This window comes from Amycolatopsis sp. CB00013, from assembly GCF_001905755.1.
Lineage (GTDB): Bacteria > Actinomycetota > Actinomycetes > Mycobacteriales > Pseudonocardiaceae > Amycolatopsis > Amycolatopsis japonica.
Genome location: NZ_LIWC01000005.1, coordinates 553,649 through 572,174 on the forward strand (window position 1 = coordinate 553,649; position 18,526 = coordinate 572,174).

17 protein-coding genes are annotated in these 18,526 nt (G+C 68.5%); 6 read left to right on the top strand and 11 right to left on the bottom strand.

Going from position 1 to position 18,526, the window contains the following annotated elements; translation table 11 throughout:
• Nucleotide 1: 1 nt before the first annotated feature.
• Together AMK34_RS32595 and AMK34_RS32600 are read right to left on the bottom strand one after the other, a co-directional pair.
• The gene (locus tag AMK34_RS32595; RefSeq protein ID WP_016331776.1) at nt 2-1,204 is read right to left on the bottom strand and encodes an ROK family transcriptional regulator; all 1,203 of its coding nucleotides are present in this window, start codon (nt 1,202-1,204) and stop codon (nt 2-4) included.
• A 92-nt stretch (nt 1,205-1,296) separates the two neighbouring features.
• Nucleotides 1,297-2,664: a DHA2 family efflux MFS transporter permease subunit gene (locus AMK34_RS32600; RefSeq protein ID WP_073847905.1), complete on the bottom strand. Its 1,368-nt coding sequence runs from the start codon at nt 2,662-2,664 to the stop codon at nt 1,297-1,299.
• Between the two features lie 92 nt (nt 2,665-2,756).
• On the opposite strand from AMK34_RS32600, the gene AMK34_RS32605 reads away from it, so the two are divergent.
• Nucleotides 2,757-3,368, top strand: a complete 612-nt coding sequence (locus AMK34_RS32605) for a TetR/AcrR family transcriptional regulator C-terminal domain-containing protein (RefSeq protein WP_241832914.1) — start codon at nt 2,757-2,759, stop codon at nt 3,366-3,368.
• Here AMK34_RS32605 and AMK34_RS32610 read toward each other — a convergent pair.
• Complete coding sequence (locus tag AMK34_RS32610) at nt 3,319-3,981, bottom strand: response regulator (protein ID WP_038518502.1); 663 nt, start codon at nt 3,979-3,981, stop codon at nt 3,319-3,321. The genes AMK34_RS32605 and AMK34_RS32610 overlap by 50 nt on opposite strands.
• Entirely contained in the window at nt 3,978-5,510 is a 1,533-nt protein-coding gene (locus AMK34_RS32615; RefSeq protein WP_038518505.1) for a sensor histidine kinase, read from the bottom strand. Before AMK34_RS32615 ends, AMK34_RS32610 begins: the two co-directional genes overlap by 4 nt.
• A 132-nt stretch (nt 5,511-5,642) precedes the next feature.
• On the opposite strand from AMK34_RS32615, the gene AMK34_RS32620 reads away from it, so the two are divergent.
• From AMK34_RS32620 to AMK34_RS32635, 4 genes are all read left to right on the top strand, one after another.
• Nucleotides 5,643-6,611 (top strand): Bug family tripartite tricarboxylate transporter substrate binding protein, encoded by a 969-nt coding sequence (locus AMK34_RS32620; protein ID WP_081976006.1) that lies wholly within the window; start codon nt 5,643-5,645, stop codon nt 6,609-6,611.
• Nucleotides 6,608-7,102: a tripartite tricarboxylate transporter TctB family protein gene (locus tag AMK34_RS32625; RefSeq protein WP_037346191.1), complete on the top strand. Its 495-nt coding sequence runs from the start codon at nt 6,608-6,610 to the stop codon at nt 7,100-7,102. The genes AMK34_RS32620 and AMK34_RS32625 overlap by 4 nt, the downstream gene beginning before the upstream one ends.
• Nucleotides 7,102-8,619: a tripartite tricarboxylate transporter permease gene (locus AMK34_RS32630; protein ID WP_073847906.1), complete on the top strand. Its 1,518-nt coding sequence runs from the start codon at nt 7,102-7,104 to the stop codon at nt 8,617-8,619. Before AMK34_RS32625 ends, AMK34_RS32630 begins: the two co-directional genes overlap by 1 nt.
• Before the next feature lie 431 nt (nt 8,620-9,050).
• A complete protein-coding gene (locus AMK34_RS32635; RefSeq protein ID WP_143202694.1) occupies nt 9,051-10,496 on the top strand; it encodes a DUF1996 domain-containing protein in 1,446 nt (481 codons plus the stop codon).
• A gap of 216 nt (nt 10,497-10,712) precedes the next feature.
• On the opposite strand, the gene AMK34_RS32640 is transcribed toward AMK34_RS32635, so the two are convergent.
• From AMK34_RS32640 to AMK34_RS32665, 6 genes are all read right to left on the bottom strand, one after another.
• Nucleotides 10,713-11,402: a hypothetical protein gene (locus AMK34_RS32640; RefSeq protein ID WP_037346187.1), complete on the bottom strand. Its 690-nt coding sequence runs from the start codon at nt 11,400-11,402 to the stop codon at nt 10,713-10,715.
• A 121-nt stretch (nt 11,403-11,523) separates the two neighbouring features.
• The gene (locus tag AMK34_RS32645) at nt 11,524-12,225 is read right to left on the bottom strand and encodes a Crp/Fnr family transcriptional regulator (protein ID WP_037346186.1); all 702 of its coding nucleotides are present in this window, start codon (nt 12,223-12,225) and stop codon (nt 11,524-11,526) included.
• Nucleotides 12,226-12,254: 29 nt separating this feature from the next.
• Complete coding sequence (locus AMK34_RS32650; protein ID WP_016331763.1) at nt 12,255-12,620, bottom strand: hypothetical protein; 366 nt, start codon at nt 12,618-12,620, stop codon at nt 12,255-12,257.
• Between the two features lie 50 nt (nt 12,621-12,670).
• Nucleotides 12,671-13,192, bottom strand: coding sequence for a hypothetical protein (locus AMK34_RS32655; RefSeq protein WP_038518512.1), 522 nt, complete (start codon nt 13,190-13,192; stop codon nt 12,671-12,673).
• A 1-nt stretch (nt 13,193) separates the two neighbouring features.
• A complete protein-coding gene (locus tag AMK34_RS32660) occupies nt 13,194-14,948 on the bottom strand; it encodes a substrate-binding and VWA domain-containing protein (protein WP_073847907.1) in 1,755 nt (584 codons plus the stop codon).
• 36 nt (nt 14,949-14,984) lie between these two features.
• The gene (locus AMK34_RS32665) at nt 14,985-17,606 is read right to left on the bottom strand and encodes a P-loop NTPase fold protein (RefSeq protein ID WP_073847908.1); all 2,622 of its coding nucleotides are present in this window, start codon (nt 17,604-17,606) and stop codon (nt 14,985-14,987) included.
• A gap of 138 nt (nt 17,607-17,744) precedes the next feature.
• Between AMK34_RS32665 and AMK34_RS32670 the strand changes: the two genes are divergently transcribed.
• The gene (locus tag AMK34_RS32670; RefSeq protein WP_038518521.1) at nt 17,745-18,296 is read left to right on the top strand and encodes a snapalysin family zinc-dependent metalloprotease; all 552 of its coding nucleotides are present in this window, start codon (nt 17,745-17,747) and stop codon (nt 18,294-18,296) included.
• Nucleotides 18,297-18,345: 49 nt separating this feature from the next.
• Here the strand turns inward: AMK34_RS32670 and AMK34_RS32675 are convergent, their stop codons facing one another.
• Nucleotides 18,346-18,525: a ferredoxin gene (locus tag AMK34_RS32675; protein ID WP_037346172.1), complete on the bottom strand. Its 180-nt coding sequence runs from the start codon at nt 18,523-18,525 to the stop codon at nt 18,346-18,348.
• Nucleotide 18,526: the final 1 nt, after the last annotated feature.

The following is an 18,526-nucleotide window of genomic DNA, read 5'->3' on the forward strand; positions in this document are numbered from 1 at the left end:
GTCAGCTACTCAGCGTGAAGGCCCGGTCCGTGGCGGACCAGGCGGCCCCGATGACCCCCGCGGTGTCCCCCAGTTCGGACAGCACGATCGGCAGGTTCCCGGTCGCGAGCGGCAGCGACCGCCGGTACACCGAACTGCGGATCTCGGCGAGCAGCTGATGCCCGAGCTGCGCGACGCCGCCGCCGATCACGACCATGCCGGGGTTCACGAAACTCACCAGTGACGCGACCACCTGGCCGAGCCGCCGACCGCCGTCGCGGATCAGGTTAACCGCGCCGAAGTCGCCCGACGCCGCCGCGCGGCCGACGTCCTGCGCGGTGATCGCGCCGCGGGCCGCGACGACGTCGGCGAGGTACGTCGACCGGCCGCTGCGCGCGAGCGTCAGCCCGTCGCGGGCCAACGCGGCGCCGCCGAAGTACGCCTCGAGGCAGCCGGTCTCCCCGCAGGCACAGGTCGGCCCGTAGTCGTCGAGGCGGATGTGCCCGATGTCGCCCGCGGTGCCGGCGACGCCGCGGTACACCTTGCCGCCCAGCACGATCCCGCAGCCGATACCGGTACCGATCTTGACGAACACCAGGTCGTCGATGGAGCGCGCGACGCCGGCGTGCCGCTCCCCGAGCGCCATCGAGTTCACGTCGTTGTCGACCGTGACCGGGCAGCGCAGCAACCCGCCGAGATGGTCGCGCACGGAGAACCGGTCCCAGCCGGGCATTATCGGCGGCGCGACCGCCATACCCTCGGCGAAACTCACCGGCCCCGGCAAGCCGATCCCGGCCGCGATCAGCTTGCCCGGCGCCTCTTCGCGGATCTTCTCCGCCAGCGCGACGACCCGTTTGAGCACGGCGTGCGGCCCCTGCCGGACGTCGCAGTCCTCGACGGTGTGCACCAGCACCTCGCACGAAGCGTCGGTGAGCGCGACCCCGACCGACGTCGCGCCGACGTCGACCGACAGCACCCGCAGGTCTCCCGCGAGCCGCACGAGGGTGGACCGCCTGCCACCGCGGCTCGCCGACGGACCCGCGGTCTCGACGAGGCCGACCTCGGCCAGCCGCGCGACCTCGGCCCCCACCCGGGCACGCGGCAGCTCCAGCCGCTCCCCCAGTTCGACCCGGGACATCGGTCCCTCATCGCGCAACAGGGTGAGCAACTGGGTCTGGTGCCGGGTTTCGACCGTCGGATGCTCCGACGTGGGTGCCGTGCTCATTCACCTGAGCCTACGGCGTTGTCCACCCGCTGTCCCGGATGACACTGGAAACCTTCACGCCCTCCGGACGGGAACAAACCCACCGGCCCTCGTCAGTCCTTTGTGGACATTTCGGCGCGGACGAGGAGCCACGACGGGATCAGCACGATCGCCGTGATCCCGGCGATCCACCCGTGCGCGCCCGCGACGGCCGCCGCGGACCCGGGAGCGGCGGCGAGCCGCGCGGCGACGACCGCGGTCAGGACCGACGTGCCGAAGGATCCGCCGATCCGTTGCAGCATGGCGAAGAGCGGCATCGCGTGGGAAATTCGCTCTTTGGGCACCGACACCAGGCCGGTGGCGAGCGCCGGCGTCGTGGTCAGACCGATACCGCAGCCGCGGACCACCTGGACGGCCGAGAGCCACCGGTAATCGTCGGATCCGGTGAGCAGCGCGAGCGGCACCGTCCCGATGATCGTGACGATCAGCCCGGCGAAGATCACCCGCGCCCCGCCTATCCGGTCGGTCAGCCTGCCCGCGAGCGGAAGGGCCAGCACCGTGCCGAGTGCCAGCGGCGCCGTCAGGAACCCGGTGGCGACGAGGCTTTCGTGCCGGACGTCGAGGTAGTACAGCGGCAGGACGATCATCGCACCGAACAGGGCGATCCCCATCCCGAAGATGACGGCGGCGGCCGAGGAGAACATCCGGTCGCGGAACAGCCGCAGGTCGAGCAGCGGCGCGGGCGACCTCAGCGCGGTGACCACGAAGACGGCGAGCAGGATCGCACCGGCACCTGACGCGATCGGGGCTGCTTCGGCGAAGCCGTAGACGAGCAACGGCAATCCGGTCACGGTGAGCGCCAAGCCACGCCAATCCAGCGGACGGGTGTCGACGGGCCCTTCCCTCGGCAGCCGTTTCCGGCCCAGCAGCAGGCAGAGCAGCGCGAGCGGCACGTTCACGAGGAACAGCCACGGCACGCCGAACCGCTCGGCGAGCACACTGCCGGCCAGGGTGCCGAGCACGGGAGCGAGGTAGATCGGGATGCTCAGCACGGCCATCATCCGGCCGAGCCGTTTCGGCCCCACCATCGTCGCGAACAGGATCTGTCCCGCCGGGACCAGCAGCCCGCCCGCGGCGCCTTGCAGAACACGGAAGGCGATCAGCGCCTCGACCGAGGGCGCCGCCGCGCAGAGTGCGGAAAAGAGCGCGAACAGACCGACGCACACCAGCCACACCCGCGTCGTCCCGAAGCGACGACACGCCCAGCCGCTCACCGGCACCATCGCGGCGAGCGCGAGCAGATAACCGGTCGCGATCCACTGGGCGGTACCGAGCGATGCACGGAATCCGGCCGCGATCGTGCCGAGTGCGACGGTGACGACGGTCGACGTGAACATCGACAGGAATCCGCCGACGGTCAGGATCGCGGCCGTCCCCCACAACGCCGGGGTCAACCGGTCCTCATCGGGACTTCCGATCATCCTACCTGCCCTTCTTATCACTGTTAAGTTCTTAACAGTGATAAGATACTGCCGAGTTGTCAACTTCGATACGGACCGGCGAAGGTGTGCGCATGGTCGTGAGACGGGATGGCTACGTTCGAGCCGCGCTGGAACTCCTCGACGAGGTCGGGCTGGACGGACTGAGCCTGCGCAAGCTCGGGGAGAAGCTCGGCGTGCGCGGTCCCGCGCTCTACACGCATTTCAAGAGCAAGCAGGCGTTGCTCGACCAGATGGCCGAAACGATGCTGGACGACCGGCTCGCCCCGCTCGACGATCCCGCGGCGATGGACGACTGGGCCGATTGGCTGGCCAGGCGCGCTCGCACCATCCGCGCCACGCTGCTGTCCTACCGGGACGGCGCCCGCCTGCACGCCGGCTCCCGTCCGACCGGCCGGTCGGCGATGACACCGCTGATCAAACCGTTGCTGCGGGCCGGTTTCGCCGAGGAGGACGCGACGCACGCGATCCTCGCGATCAGCCGCTACACCCTCGGCTGCGCGATCGACGAACAGCAGCACGTCGAGAGCGACCACGACGAGGATCCGGCCGCCTCGTTCGAGTACGGCCTCGCCCGCCTCATCGCCGGGCTCCGCGCCGACGTCGCGCATTCAGAGGACGAAATGCGGGGAGGGGTCACGACCAGAGATAGCGGCGTTCGGGCCGTCCCGTCCCGCCGTACTTGAGCGTCACCTCGGCCTTGCCCGTCGCCACGAAATGCTCCAGGTACCGGCGCGCGCTCACCCGTGCGACACCGGTCGCCTCGGCGCATTCGCTCGCCGACATCCCGCCGGCCGCGCCCCGCAACGCGTTCTCCACCAGTCGCGCGGTCTCGGCGGTGAGTCCCTTGGGCAGCACGGGTTTCGCGCTCGGCCGCGCGCCGAAGACCTGGTCGACGTCGGCCTGCCCGGCCTCGGCGAGCCGGTCCAGCCGCCGGTGCAACGACGCGAAATGAGTCAGCTGATCGCGCAGCGACGCGTACTCGAACGGTTTGATCAGATAGTGCAGGACACCGCCCCGCATCGCCTGCCGCACGGTTTCCACGTCGGTCGCGGCGGTGATCAGGATGACGTCGACGTCCTCGGTCGCGCGCAGTTCCCGCAGCACCGAAAGCCCGTCGACATCGGGAAGATAGACGTCCAGCAGCACCAGATCCGGTTTCAGTTCCCGCGCCAGGCGGATCGCGTCGGCGCCGGTGTGCGCGACCCCGACCACGGCGAACCCCTCCGTGCGCGTGACGTATCCACTGTGGACCTTCGCGACCATGAAATCGTCGTCGACGACGAGCACCTTGATCATCGCGGCAACCTCGCCGTGAACACCGCGCCGCCGGAGTTGTGCACCTCGACCGAACCGCCTCGCCGCACGCACGCCTGCCGGATCAGCGCGAGCCCGAGACCGCGCTGGCCGTGCGCGGCGGCCTTCGTCGTGAAGCCGTGCTCGAACACTTCCTCCGCGATCTCCGGGGCGACTCCCGGCCCGGAATCACGGACCTCCACCCGCACTTCGTCCTCCTCCTGCCACACGCCGACCTCGATCCAGCCCTGTTCCCCACCCAGCGCGTCCAAGGCGTTGTCGACGAGATTTCCCAGCACTGTCACCAAATCCGTGGAAAGGGCGTCTTCGACGCGATCCAGTTCGCTGTCCGGCGCCATCCGCAACCCGACCCCGCGTTCCGCCGCGAGCGACGCCTTCGCGATCAACAGCGCCGCCACCGCCGGGTCGCCGACGCGCGAGCCGACCTCCGCGCGCCACTCCCCCTGCGCCGAGCTGATCCGGCTGACGTAACCGCGAACCTCTTCGTATTCCCCGAGTTCCAGCAGCCCGGAGATGGTGTGCAGCCGGTTGCTGAACTCGTGCGCCTGCGCCCGCAACGTGTCGGTGGCGTGCCTGCTGGCGTCGAGTTCGTCCCGCAGGGTCATCAGATCGGTGCGGTCCCGCAGGGTGACCACGGCTCCCCGCACGTCGATCGGCATCCGGTTCAGCGTGAGCACCTTCCCCTGCCGCAGCACGATCTGGTCGGCGCCGGTCGCGCGGCCGGTGAGCAGGTCGCGGATGCGTTCGTTGAGGTCGAGGTCCTCGACCGACCGGCCGACCGCGTCGTCCGGCAGCGCCAGCAGTTCGCGCGCCTGGTCGTTCACGAGGGTGATCCGGTGCTGCGGATCCAGGCCGACGACGCCCTCCTTGATGCCGTGCAGGAGGGCCTCCCGGTTCTCGACCAGCGCGGTGATCTCGTGCGGTTCCAGGCCGAGCGTCTGGTTCTTCACCCGCCGCGCCAGCAGCAGCGAACCGCTCACCCCGATCACCAGCGCGACCCCCAGCACGCGCAGGGCGTTGTCCGGCGACTCGAGCACTCCGGCGAAGAACCCGGGCGACTTCGAGCCCGCCGCGACCATGCGGACCACCTTGCCGCCCTTCTCGTCGAGCACCGGGACGTGCGCCACGATCGAGCCGTCGAGTTCGCCGACCCACGACCGTCCAGAGAGGACGGTGCTGTCGCCGAGGTCGAGCAGCGTGCGCACCTGCCCCGGATCAGGTGACGCGAGCACATAACGGTCCGCTCCCGCGATCACGACGAAATCGACCCCGGAGAGGCTTCGCGCGGTCTCCGCGGGCGCGTTCAGCTCCCACGGGCCGTTGTCGAGGTCGCCCACGATGCCCTGCGCGGCGACACTCTCCGCGACCGACAGCGCCCGGCGTCCCTCGGTCGTGCGGAAGTTGTTCCCCGCCTGGACGACGGCCAGCACGCCCACCGCGCAGAGTAGGCAGCTGACGACTACCAGTTGCCACACGAGGAGCTGGCGGGCCAAGGAACCCCGAGCACCCATCGCCACCTCCTCGTGACCACAAAGAACAAAAGAACCCTTAGGCGTCTAAGCGAGACATCTCTGTTTACACGAGTGCAACATGTCCAACCACGCGGCAGAGAGGCGGGGATCACAGTGAAGCCCAGTAGCTGGTTGGCCATCGCGGCGGCGCTCGTCGCCGTTTTGCTGGTGCCACCGTTGCTCACCCCGGGCAGCGAGGCCGACGAGGGCTCGCAGATCCGGTCGTTGCGGGTACTCGTGCCCAACGCGCCCGGCGGCGGTTACGACATCACGGCGCGGACCGCGACCAAGGCCATGGAGGACGCCGACCTGCTCGGCAACGCGGAGGTGTTCAACCTCCCCGGCGCCGGCGGCACGGTCGGCCTCGGCCGCACGGTGGCCGAACGCGGCAACGGCAAACTCGTCATGTCGATGGGGCTCGGTGTCGTCGGCAGCGTGTTCACGAACAAGTCGCCGTCTTCGCTGCTCGACACCACACCGGTGGCGAAGCTGATCGAAGAGTCGGACATCGTCGTGGTCGGCAAGGATTCGCCGTACCAGAACATCGGCCAGCTGCTCGACGCCTGGAAGCGGGACCCGGGCGCGGTCCAGGTCGGCGGCGGCTCGTCCCCCGGCGGGCCGGACCACCTGGCGCCGATGCTGATGGCGAAGGCGATCGGGCTCGCGCCGAAGACGGTCAACTACGTCCAGTACGACGGCGGCGGCGAACTGCTCGCCTCGGTGCTCGGCGGCAAGGTCGCGTTCGGCGTCTCCGGTGTCGGCGAGTACCGCGACCAGATCGCGGCGGGCACGCTCCGGGTCCTGGCGGTGACGAGCGAGAAGCGGCTCCCCGGGATCGACGCGCCGACGCTGACGGAGTCCGGTGTGGACGTGAAGTTCACGAACTGGCGCGGCATCGTCGCGCCGCCGGGTATCACCGAGTCGGACCGGGCGAAGCTGGTGAGCCTGTTCGAGCGGTTGCAGAAGACGCCGCAGTGGCAGGAAGCCTTGCAGCGCAACGGATGGACCGGCGCGTTCGCGCCAGGTGAGCAGTTCGGTTCGTTTCTCAAAGAGGAGAACACTCGAGTGGCAACGGTGCTGAAAGAGCTGGGTCTGGCATGACCACGTGGCTGAAAGGGCGCTCCGAACTCGGAGTGAGCGTGGTGCTCGTGGTGCTCGGCGTGCTGGTGCTGACCGACGCGCTGAGCATTCCCACCGACTTCGCCCAGCGCGGTCCCGTCGGACCGAAGGCGGTCCCGGTCCTGGTCGGCTCGCTGCTGCTGATCGTCGCGGTACTGCTGGCGCGCGACGTCCTGCGCGGCGGCAAGGGCGAGGCCGAGGGCGGCGAGGACATCGACCTCACCGCGCCCGCCGACATGCGCACGGTTCTGTTGCTGTGCGGTGCCTTCCTCGCCAACGCGGCGCTGATCGGCCTCGTCGGGTTCCCGATCTCGGGCGCGATCCTGTTCTGGGGCGCGGCGTTCGCCCTCGGCAGCCGCAACCTGGTGCGTGATCCACTGATCGCGGCGGGCATGTCGGTCGTGACCTTCCTGATCTTCAACAACCTGCTCGGTGTCCCGCTGCCCGGTGGCCCGTTGATGGAGGTGTTCTGATGCTGCAGCAACTCATCGACGGGTTCGGCACCGCGCTGACCCCGACGCACCTCGCGCTCGCCGCGCTCGGTGTGCTGCTGGGCACCGCGATCGGGGTGCTGCCGGGGATCGGCCCCGCGATGGCGGTGGCCCTGTTGCTGCCGGTGACCTACGGCATGGAGCCGACGGCGGCGTTCATCATGTTCGCCGGTATCTACTACGGCGGCATGTTCGGCGGCTCGACGACGTCGATCCTGCTGAACACCCCGGGTGAGAGCTTCTCCGTGGTCGCCGCGATCGACGGAAACCCCATGGCACGCAAGGGCCGCGGCTCCCAGGCGCTGGCGGCGGCCGCGATCGGGCATTTCGTCGGCGGCATCCTCGGCACGATGGCGCTGGTACTGCTGGCGCCGATCATCGCGAAGTACGCGGTCGACATCGGCGCACCCGACCTGTTCGCGATCATGGTGCTGGCGTTCATCGGGGTCACCTCGGTGCTCGGCAACTCGCGGATCCGCGGTGTCGCGTCGCTGCTGATCGGCCTCACCATCGGGCTCGTCGGCCTGGACGAGATGACCGGTCAGTCGCGCCTGACCTTCGGTTCGCTGCATCTGGCGGACGGGATCGACGTGGTGATCGTGGCGGTCGCGCTGTTCGCCGTCGGCGAGTCGCTGTGGGTGGCCGCGCATCTGCGGCGCAACACCTTCAAGCCGATCCCGGTCGGCAGGCCGTGGCTCTCGCGCGCCGATCTGAAGCGGACCTGGAAGCCGTGGCTGCGCGGTCCGGTGATCGGGTTCCCGTTCGGCGCCATCCCGGCCGGTGGCGCGGAGATCCCGACGTTCCTCTCGTACCTGACCGAAAAGCGGCTGTCGAAGCACAAGGACGAATTCGGCAAGGGCGCCATCGAAGGGGTCGCGGGTCCGGAAGCGGCCGCGTCGTCCTCGGCGGCGGGCACGCTGGTCTCGATGCTGACGCTGGGCCTGCCGACCACCGCGGTCGCGGCCGTGATGCTGGCGGCGTTCCAGCAGTACGGCATCCAGCCGGGTCCGCTGCTGTTCGAACGCGAGTCGAAACTGGTGTGGGGCCTGATCGCCTCGCTGTTCGTCGGCCTGACGCTGCTGCTGGTGCTGAACCTGCCGCTGGCGCCGCTGTGGGCGAAGCTGCTGCGCATCCCGCGGCCGTACCTCTACGCGGGCATCCTGTTCTTCGCCAGTGTCGGCGCGTACGCGGTCAACGCGGACATCTTCGACCTGCTGGTGATGTTCGTGATCGGCCTGATCGGGTTCGCGATGCGCCGCTACGGATTGCCGGTGCTGCCGGCGATCATCGGCGTGATCCTCGGCCCGGCCGCCGAACAGCAGATGCGGCGCGCGCTGCAGCTCAGTGACGGCTCGCTGACCGGGCTGGTCAACACGCCGTTCGCGATCGTGGTCTACGTGATCATCCTGGTGATCCTGTTCTTCCCGGTGATCAAGCGTTTCCTTCCTGCCCGTCCCACCGCTCCCGAGGCGGAGCCCAAGGACAAGGTCGACGCCTGACCAGCGGGAACCCGGCCCGGCCTCGACTGCCCCGAGGCCGGGCCTTTCTCCCTCTCCGGAAGGAGGGAACTTGTCCGCGCGAGTGATCTTTCCGGCGCCTCACGGCGACAGGATCGGCCTCATGCAGATCCTTCATCGTCCTACGTCAACGCGGGCTGGGAAACGCTGGCCGCGATCTGCACCGCGCCACTCGCCCTGTGGGGACCGATCACCATCGTTCTGGGGCTCGCCTACCACCACCCCCGAAAGGTAACGAAAGCATAACGGTGAGATCGCTTTTTGAACCGCCTCTCGTTCGGGGCCGTTTCAGCCAACACGGAGTCAGTGACGCCGGCACTCCCGGCGACGCATCCCCCGGGCTCCGGGCAACGACACCGAACGAGGTGAACAAGTTCATGCCCCGTAACCAAAGATCCGCCGGCCGCCATCGCATGGCGCGCCGCACCAAGGTCGCCACGGGCGCCACCGCCTTCGCCATCGCCGTCGGCGGGATCGTCGTGGTCACCACGACCGGAACCCCCGACGCCGCCAGGGCCGACGGCGCGGACAAGTCGTTCTTCATCGACATCACGAAGGTCCCCCGCGGCAACAACGTCAACCTCGACCTCGCGAAACGAGGCGCACGAGGGACGTTCACCGTGGACTGCGGCCGCAACGAGAACGGCCACTTCAACGGCGACAACTTCATCGCGCAGCCCGGCGTCCGCAATGGAGCCGAGCATCTGCACGACTACGTCGGGAACCTTTCGACCAACGCGGATTCGAACAACAAGAGCCTGCTGCGCGCGGGCACCACCTGCAAGAACGGGGACAAGTCGGCCTACTTCTGGCCGGTGATCCGGATCAACACCGAGGAAGAGGAAGAGAACGAGGCCGCGAACGAGGAGAAACTCGCCGCCGATCGCGTCGACGCCGCCAAGGACGAGGCCGCCGCCCAGGTCGACTGCCCCGACGTCGCCAGCGAACTCAGTGAACTCAGCGAAGTCCCCGACCAGGCCATGCCCGCGATCGACGAGAACCTCGACAAACTCGACCGGGAGTCCGAGAACGCGAACAACCAGCTGGCGCAAGGAAAACAAGCCGGTCAGGTGCTCGACGAGCTGAAGAACAAGCGGAAGCCGTCGATCAAGCAGATCGGCGACACCATGCGGCAGGCCGGCCAGCCGGTCGCGAAGAACGAAGACCAGCTCGCCGGCTGTGCCGTGAAGCAGAACGGCAAGGGCGGTCTCGACAACGGCGGTGACAACAGCAACGTCAACGCCGCCGGTGACGCCGAGAAGAAGAAGTCCGACGGCAAGGCGGCCGATCTGCCCGGCGTCAACGACAACAACGAGATCGGCAACAACGAAGGCGAGATCCAGCGCGCCGAGAAGGTCGACCTGACCTTCACCAGCGGCGGCGCCCGCCGTGTCGTCGCGATGCCGAAGTTCCTGCGCGTGCTCTACGGCGACGCCAAGCAGAGCACCAACGGCCCGGCCAACGCCCGGCCGAGCTGGACCTGCACCGGCTTCGAAGACCGGCTCACCGAGCTGTACCCGATCTGCCCGCGGGGCAGCAAGGTCACCCGCGTCCACTCGTTCCCGAACTGCTGGGACGGGAAGAACACCGACAGCGCGAACCACCGCACGCATATCGTGTTCTCCGACCGCAACGGGAAATGCCCGCGTGGCTTCAAGAACGTGCCGCAGCTGCGGATCACGCTGGTGTACAACATCCCGTCGAACATCCAGGCCGCCGGGCAATACGCGGTCGACGCCTTCGCGCAGGAGAAGCACAACCCTCGCTCCGACCACGACGACTTCGCGAACGTCATGTCGCAGCGGCTGATGAACCAGCTGGTGAGGTGCATCAACAGCGGCAAGAGGTGCAGGCAGTAGGCGCGCCCCGGACGTCATGAAAGGGTCGTTCAGGACAGAAAACGTCTTGAACGACCCTTTCATGACATTTCCATGCGAGAGGGCGCGGCGGGGATGACCCGCGCCCCCACCCCCCGCGCCGGGGGTCCGGTTCCCGGCCCGGCGTAGGGGTACCGGGCCGGGAACCGGCGAGCGATACGGTTTTCCCTCCCTGGAAACCGGACCGCCCGGTCTGGGTCAGGCCGTCGTGGACAACCGGCTCACCCGGTCGAACACGAGCGGCACCGCGACGGCGGGGTTCAGTTCGGCGAGGACCGCTTCCGCGTCCAAGCCGGGCAAGTGGATCCACGCGCTGTCGGCGAAGTCCGGGGTGGTGACGCTGATCCGGGCGCAGCGGGCGGGCGGGACCAGCGCGACCCCGAACGGCTCGACCACGTTGCGCCACACGGATTGCGAGACGATCATCCCGGCGCCGAACTTGTCGCCCGTCGGATCCGAACGGCACCAGTAGCCCACGGCGTCGTTGAAGGTCGAGGCGCACAGCAGCCGGGTCAGCGTGATGTACGTGCGGTGGTAGCGGTGGTTGTCCGCCATCGGTCCCATGTGGACCGCCACCCGTGCCCGCATCGGCACCCTGGCGTAGCGGTTACGGGTCCGGAGCAGATGGTCCAGGTGGAACGCGACCTCGCAGAGCTGCCCGACGGCGTGGTCCGGATACGCGACCATCAGCCCGTCCCCGGTCTCCCGGAAGTGACGCGCTTCCCCCGGGGCGAGCCCCACCGCGTTGAACGAGCGGGAAACCAGCGTTTCCATCTCGGTCTTCATCGGGTCCAGCAGGTCGTCGCTGGCCTTGGACGAACCGACGATGTCGACGGAAAGCACGGCGTGGGTGTGCGCGTTGTATCGGCCTGAGGTCAGCACCTGCATCTCTGCGACCCCTCCCCTGATCGGTGAAAACTGGCGGCAGGAAGCAGTGTTCCCACTCCTCACCGGAAGTTCTGTTCGGAACCGAACAAAACGTGACCTCGCGATGGTCAACGCCAGTGAGCTAAGTCACACCTTTTTCCGTGATCACCCGCAATGCCTCGCGGTCGATGACGGTGATCGCACGGCGCGAACTGGCCACAACTCCCGCCTTCCGCAGTTTGTCCAGCGCCTGCGCGACCATGGTCCGGCCCATCGGGATGAACTGCGCGAGTTCGTCCTGGCTCAACGGGATCCCGATGCGCCAGCCGGCGGGTGTCCGGATGCCACAGACGTCGACCAGGTAGTCCAGCCGGGTCGCGACCCTCGCCACCGCCTGCGGTTTCCACGACTGGGTCCGCTGACGCTGGGCGAGCACGAACCGCCGGGCGACGCTGACGAGCACTTCGCGCATCGCCGCCGGATGATCCAGCAGGAACCGGTTGAACTCGCTCGCCGCGATGCGCCGGACGTGCACCTCCTCGATGGCGACCACGTCGGCCATCCGGATACCGCCCGCGATCACCGCGATCTCGCCGTGCAGATCGCCGGGCACGCCGACGTCGAGGATGACCGTCGCGCCCATCCGATCCGCGCTGGTCACCTTCACGTAGCCGTACCGCAGCAACATGACGAAGTCGCCGGGCTCGCCCGCCCGCATCAGCGCCTGTCTGGCCTCGTAGGTCTGCGGGGTCCCCATCTCCAGCAACCGGGCGCGGACGGGTTCGTCCAGTCGCTCCAGGAACGGACGTTCTCTCTCTTCGGCGGCCTCTTGGCCCAAACCCACGAAACACCCTCCCAGGCAGTCGTGAACACCTATCGCGGAGAGTAACCGAGTCGGCCACCCGATCCGGCGGCGGAACCGTCGTGGGTGGTGAAGATGCCCAGCCGGACCAGTTCCGATCTGATCCACTCGGCCAACCGGTGCAACGGCCCGTCTTCGGCCTCGACGAAATAGCTGTCCACGATCTGGTGTCGCCTATCGGCGTGCTTCGCCGCATAAAGCAGCGCTGACCGTACCTCCGACACCTTCAGCGGAGCGACCTTGATCCCTGGAGCGGGCCGCACGGTGCTTTTGGCGGCCATCACCGCCAGCACGGCCTCCTCCAGGCTGAACCGGTGCTCCACCGGCACGACCACATGTTCCACGCCCTCGACAACCCGGCGCCCGATCAACGGCATGCTGTCAGATCAGCATGGCGCACGGCCGTAGTCTGTTCGGCACCGAACACTCACCCCGGTTCGACCGCCGCGAGAGCGACTTCGAGCCTTTCCTGGTACAGCCTCATCCGCTGGACGAGTACCACCCCGACCGGGGTCCCGTCCCGCACGTGCCGCTCCAGCCTGTCGGTGATCTGGCTCGTCTCGTCCCTCAGCTCGTCGACTTCCGGAGTGTTCCGGTTCTTGTGCTCTTCGAGTCGCGCCGCCGCCCGCCGGAAGGCTCCGGAAAGCTCCGTTTCGCCCGGCCGCAGCGTTTCGATGGCCGTCAGCGCCCGGCCGAGCAGGCTGAAGTGATCGTGCCGGACGGGCTGCGGCGCACGCTTCTTTTCCCGCGCCTCCCGCACCGGCTTCCGTCGTCGGCCGTTCAGCACGAAGAACGCGGTTTCGGCCGGGACCAGCACGGCCAGCGCGGCGGCCGCGCCGAAGAGCCAGGCCTGCGGATGCGGGTAGGTCACGGCGCGGCCGATCATCCCGGCGATCAGGCCCAGCACCACCGCGACGACGTGGAACGGCCGGTTGTCGTACTCGGCCATGTCAGAAGTTGCTGAAGACGTTGACGAACATCTTGTCGATGCCGTACGGGTCGACGGCCTGATAGCTGCGGGCCTTGGACTTCTGCGCGATCTCGTCGAGGACGCGGCTGTCGGCCTGCGCGCCGTAGGCCATGGTGAAGATCCGGACGGAGTTGTCCAGCCGATCGGCGTCGACGTTCTGCAGCACCTGCTCCTTCGTCCCGGCTTCGGTGTTCTCGCCGTCGGTCAGGAAGACGACGGCGTTGATCAGGTTCGGATCGAACTCCCGCCGCATCTTGTCGTTGGCCGCCATCACCGTCTGGTACAGCGCCGTGTCCCCTCTCGGGGTCAGGTTCTCGACCAGCTGGAGCATCGGGCCGCGGACGTTCTTGACCTTGCCGATCGGCATCTTCTCCTCGTACCCGTCCGAAAAGGTCCACAGCCCGACCTCGTCCTCGGGATGCAGGTACTCGAGTTGTTTCCGGATCGCGGGTTTCAGCAGGGCGATGCGGCTCTCGGAATACGGTTTGTCCTTGCGGTTCTTGTCGAACGGCTCGTTCATCGAACCGGACAGATCCAGCACCAGCAGGATCCGGCCGCGCCGCTGCGTGTACTCCCAGCCGTCCAGCATCTTCTGGATCTGCTCGCCGGTGGGGACGCCGATCTTCGGGGGTTCCTGGGTCCCCTGGGTGCCCACGATCCCGGCCAGATCCGGCCCTGGCCTGCCATCGGGATCGCGGAACCCGAGATCGCGGAACCGCTTCTGCTGCCCCTCTTCCCGCAGGAAGGCGTAGAAGTCCTCGGCCGCGGCCTGCTGCTCCGGCGACGCGCTCGCGGTGGTCAGGAAGGGGTGGTCGATCAGCATCGTCCCTTCCTTGGGGTGCACGGCGACCAGCGGGCGCAGCGGGGCGACGGGATTCGCGTTCAGCTGCGCCGGATCCCCGGTCGGCACGCCGCGGTTGTAGAGGTAGACCATCTGCTCCTGCATCGCCATCGCGCTGATGTAGGGCGTGGGCTTCTTGCGGTCCTCGTCGTACAGCGTCTTGAGGAAGGCCACCGAATCGTCGCTGTAGTAGGCGACCGACGCCTCGATCCCGCGGACGAATTGGACGGTCTCCGCGGTCCCGATCTTGCCGTAGTCGCCGCCGGTCGCGGCGAAGTAGGTCGCGATGGTCGCCGCGAGCCCGGACGTCGACCGCCGCGGATTGTCCTTGCCGAGCGTGAAGTTGCCCCACTTCGCGTACTCCGCGCCCTTCGAGGCCCAGCCACCGTCCCGGTTCACCTGCAGGACGTCATTCCAGCCGAGGGTCTTTTCCGGCCAGCCCATCGCCTTGGCCATCGGTTCCGGCATCGCGATCACCATCGGACTGGTCGCGAGCGACGTCTTCGGCCCGGCCTTGATCCGCTCGCCCTTCCCTCGCTGCCGCAGCAGATCGAGCCAGAGCGAGGAACTCGGCATCCAGACCTGGGGTTCGGGCTGGTGCTCGTCGATGTCGTTCCAGCCGTCGGCGATGAGGTCGAGCGTGGCGCCCGAGGTCTTCTTGTGCGGGTCGACCTTCGCGCACTTGCCGCCGTCGAACGTCCGGCCGGTCTCGTTGTACCGCGCGGCCAGTTCGGCGATCAGATCGCCCTTCTCCGTCGAGGAACTCGTGACCAGCCGGACGCAGTCGGACCTGGACGCGTTCGACGGCGCGGTGACCGTGGTCGCGAGCAGGACGATCACGAGCGTCCCGACGAGCGCGCCGAAGACGAGCGAAAGCCAGCCTGATCTCCGCATGCGCCGCCCCCTAGCCGTCGTAGCGGGCAAGTGTAGCTACAACGTGAATCCCGGTTCCGTCTCCTCGGTCACCAGATCGTAGGTTTCGAAACTGAAGCGCGCGAGCGTGCCCACCCAATTCCGATAAACCTTTAGATCATCGAAGGATTCGACGTCTAGCCGCCATTCAGGTGGAAAGGCGTCGCGCGACGATTCTTCGCCGGAAAGCGCGATGAACGTCGTACGCGCCGCCTCCGGATCGGCCACCAGCAGGGCCAGCAGGACGAGCACGGCGCGATAGGGGCCGGCGACGAACGCCTCCAGCTCCGCGTCCGGGATGCCGATGCGGACGAGCCGGTAGAGGTTGACCAGCTTCCGGATCTCGCGCGGCGTGTGCAGTTTCTTCCGCAGCACGTGGACGAAATCGCGTTCGACCTCGGTGAGCCGCAACCGATCCGGCCGCATGTTGTAGAACGTCGGCGGGGCCGTGTCCTGGACCACGACCTCCACCTGTTCACCGCGTTCGGGGGCGCTCTCGTCCTCCGGCCATTCTTCGTGCGCGGATGCCCGCGGTTCCCGTTCCTCGATCGGCATCAGGGCGTCGATGAGTTCGTCCGCCGCGCTTCCCATGGGGCGCAAGGCGAACACGATCTGGAAGATCTTGTCGAGATACTCGGTCCGGCTCGACTCCCCCGCGCCGAACAGCTCTTCGTGGTGCTGGTCGAGGCAGCGCCGCAACCATCGCGGGTCGACGGCCACCACCACGACGAACGCGGGCAGGGCCAGCAGCAGATGGACCGCGGCCAGCACCTCGATCACCTTCGACGGCGGGCAGCGGTCGAGGTCGTCGATGTAGAGCACGATCCGTTCCAGCGGCGGCTTGCCCCTCCCGCCCGCCCGCAGCCATTGTTCCCGCGCGTCGGCCAGATCGGCGCTCAGGTCCGCGAGATCCTCCCGGACCCGGGCGAAAACCCCTTGGTAGTCCCCATATCGGCCGGACCTCGCCTCTTCGATCAGATCGCCGAGCCTGCCGGCCGCGTCCAGCCGCCGAAGCCGTTCCTCGGTCTCCCGCACCTCGGTCTCGAACCGTTCCGCGCGCTTGTCGACATCGTGCCGCAGCTTGTCCAATGTGGACTTCACCGGCGCGAGCGCGGCCCTGGCGGTGGTGAGCGCCGGGGTCAGCACGGCACCGAGCGTGACGACGGCACCCGCGGCGGCGAGGATCGCGTTGTGCCACAACGCCCAGCCGGTGATCGCCATGGCGATGCCGAGCACTCCGGCCAGCGCGTAGCCCGCCACCACGAGCCGTCGCCGCCGTCGTTCGGCGCGGTCCACCCCGGACACCAAGAGCCGCCAACGCCACGTGAGCGGAGAGTCCGCCTTGACGGCTTTCAGCCCCGCGAGCCGGGTCCGCAACGCTTCGCGTTCGGCGTGGACCTCACCGGCGTCCGCATGCGCCTCGGGAGCGCCGAGGTTGCGGAACAGATGGTCCACCAGGCCGACCCACAGATGGTCGTCGTGATACTGCCAGGCGTTGAACCGGATCTGCCGGATCTCACCGGCGAACACGCTGTTGGCGGCGTCGCCGCGGGACCGGGTGGCCAGCTCGGCCACCCGGTCCGTCACCTGCCGGACGAAACTCGATTTGCCGGAGCCCCAGGGCCCCAGCAGCGCGACGCACAGGGGCGGGCTGGTCTCGCGGTCGGCGATGACCGCGGCGAGGGTGCGCACGTCGTCGTGGAAGCCGATCAGGTCGACCGGGCTTTCGACGTCGGGCGTGATCCGCGGCCGCGCCCGGCCCGGTTTGGGCTCGACGAAACCGGTGCCGTCGATCTGGTTGCCGAAGCGGTCCCACACCCGGATCGTGCGGTCGTCCCCGACCGTGACGACCTTCTCGTTCCCCGCGGTGCAGGCGATCGCCCAGACGTTCCCTTGATGTCCCTCGAGGAGCGTGTACTCCCGCGGGTCGTCGATCTCGCGGACGCGGACCTCGCCGTCGGAACCGCCCGAGAGCACGAGTTTGCCGTCCACGCCGAAGGCCAGTGCTCGCACCACCCCGGTGTGCGCGGGGAAGACGAGGGCGGAATCGCCCTTGCGCCGCCACAACCGGACCGTCTCCCCGTCGGCGGACAGCACCTGCTCGCCGTCGGGCGAGATCGCGATCACGTGGATCGCGCCCACCCCGCCGAACCGGTAGTGGGAAACGACTTTCCCGTTCCACAGCCGCACGCCGCCGGCATCGTCCCCGGCGACGACGAACCCGCCGTCCGGGGTCACCGCGACCGATTCGATCTCCGGGCCGCCGGTGCGCAGACCGCGCACCGTCCCGCCGTCCAGCCGCCGGACCTCGACGGCGCTCCCCGCGCCGGACACCACGGCATCCTTGCCCACCGCGACCGCCACGGCCCGCTTCGTGGTCTGGACCTCCGGGGGATGCGCCTCGGCGCCGGTGATCCGCCAGCGCCGCACCGTCGCCCCATCGCAACCGACCACGTACTGACCCGAGATACCCACCGCCAGGACCGGCCGATCATGGCCGCTCAGCGTGAATCGCTGCTTCCCCGTCTCCAGGTCCCAGACCCGGACCGTCCGGTCCGCGCCCCCGGTGACCAGCCGGTTTCCCTTCACCGCGACCGCGAGGATCGGTTCTTCGTGTCCGGTGAAACGTGCCGTCGTCATAACGGCACAGTCTTCCGGTCGCGTCAAGATCATGGTTAACGACAGACGACTATCGGCGGGTACCCCGAGCGCTTCGACAGGTTCAGTGTCGACACTGCTCCGAAATTCCAGCACGCCTTAGACGCGAGGAGTTCAAACGTGCTTCGACGTACCTTCGCCGCGGTGCTCACCGGCGCCGCGCTCTCCATCTCGGTGCTCACGGCACCCTCCGCGGGTGCCGCCGAGATCATGGCGACCACCCTGACCTACGACGACAGCCAGGCCGCGGAGTTCAAGGACGCGGTGGCCGCCGGCGTCAACGTCTGGAACACCAACGTCACCAACGTCCGTCTCGTGAAGGCGACGCCGGGCCAGCGGGTCAACATCCGGATCATCGCCGACAACGGCTGGCCGCGCGCCACCCTCGGCCCCGTTCGCCCGAGCGGCACGGTCACCGTGTGGTACGGCAGGCAGGCCGTCCAGCAGGGCTACAACAAGACCCGCATCGCGTCGCACGAACTGGGCCACAGCCTCGGCCTGCCCGACGTGAAGCCCGGGCCGTGCTCGTCGCTGATGTCCGGCTCGACCGGCGGTGTCAGCTGCGCCAACGTGAACCCCAACGCCCAGGAGAAGGCCAGGGTCCAGCAGCTCTACGCCGGCACCGCCGTCCAGAGCGCCGACGCGGGCAAGGTTCTCGCGGAAATCGGCTGATCCCCGCGCCAGGGGGTGCCCGCCCGGCACCCCCTGGCTTGGGTGTTCTTCAGGCGTTCGCCGTGATCGCCGCGGCCGGGCACAACTGAACGGCGTCGCCGATCTCCGCCGGATCGCGGTCCAGCAACCGGACCCGGCCGTCCTCCTCGTCCTGCGCGAACACCTCCGGCGCGGTCAGCACGCACATTCCGGCGCCCACACAGCGTTCCCGGTCCACTTCGAGCCTCATC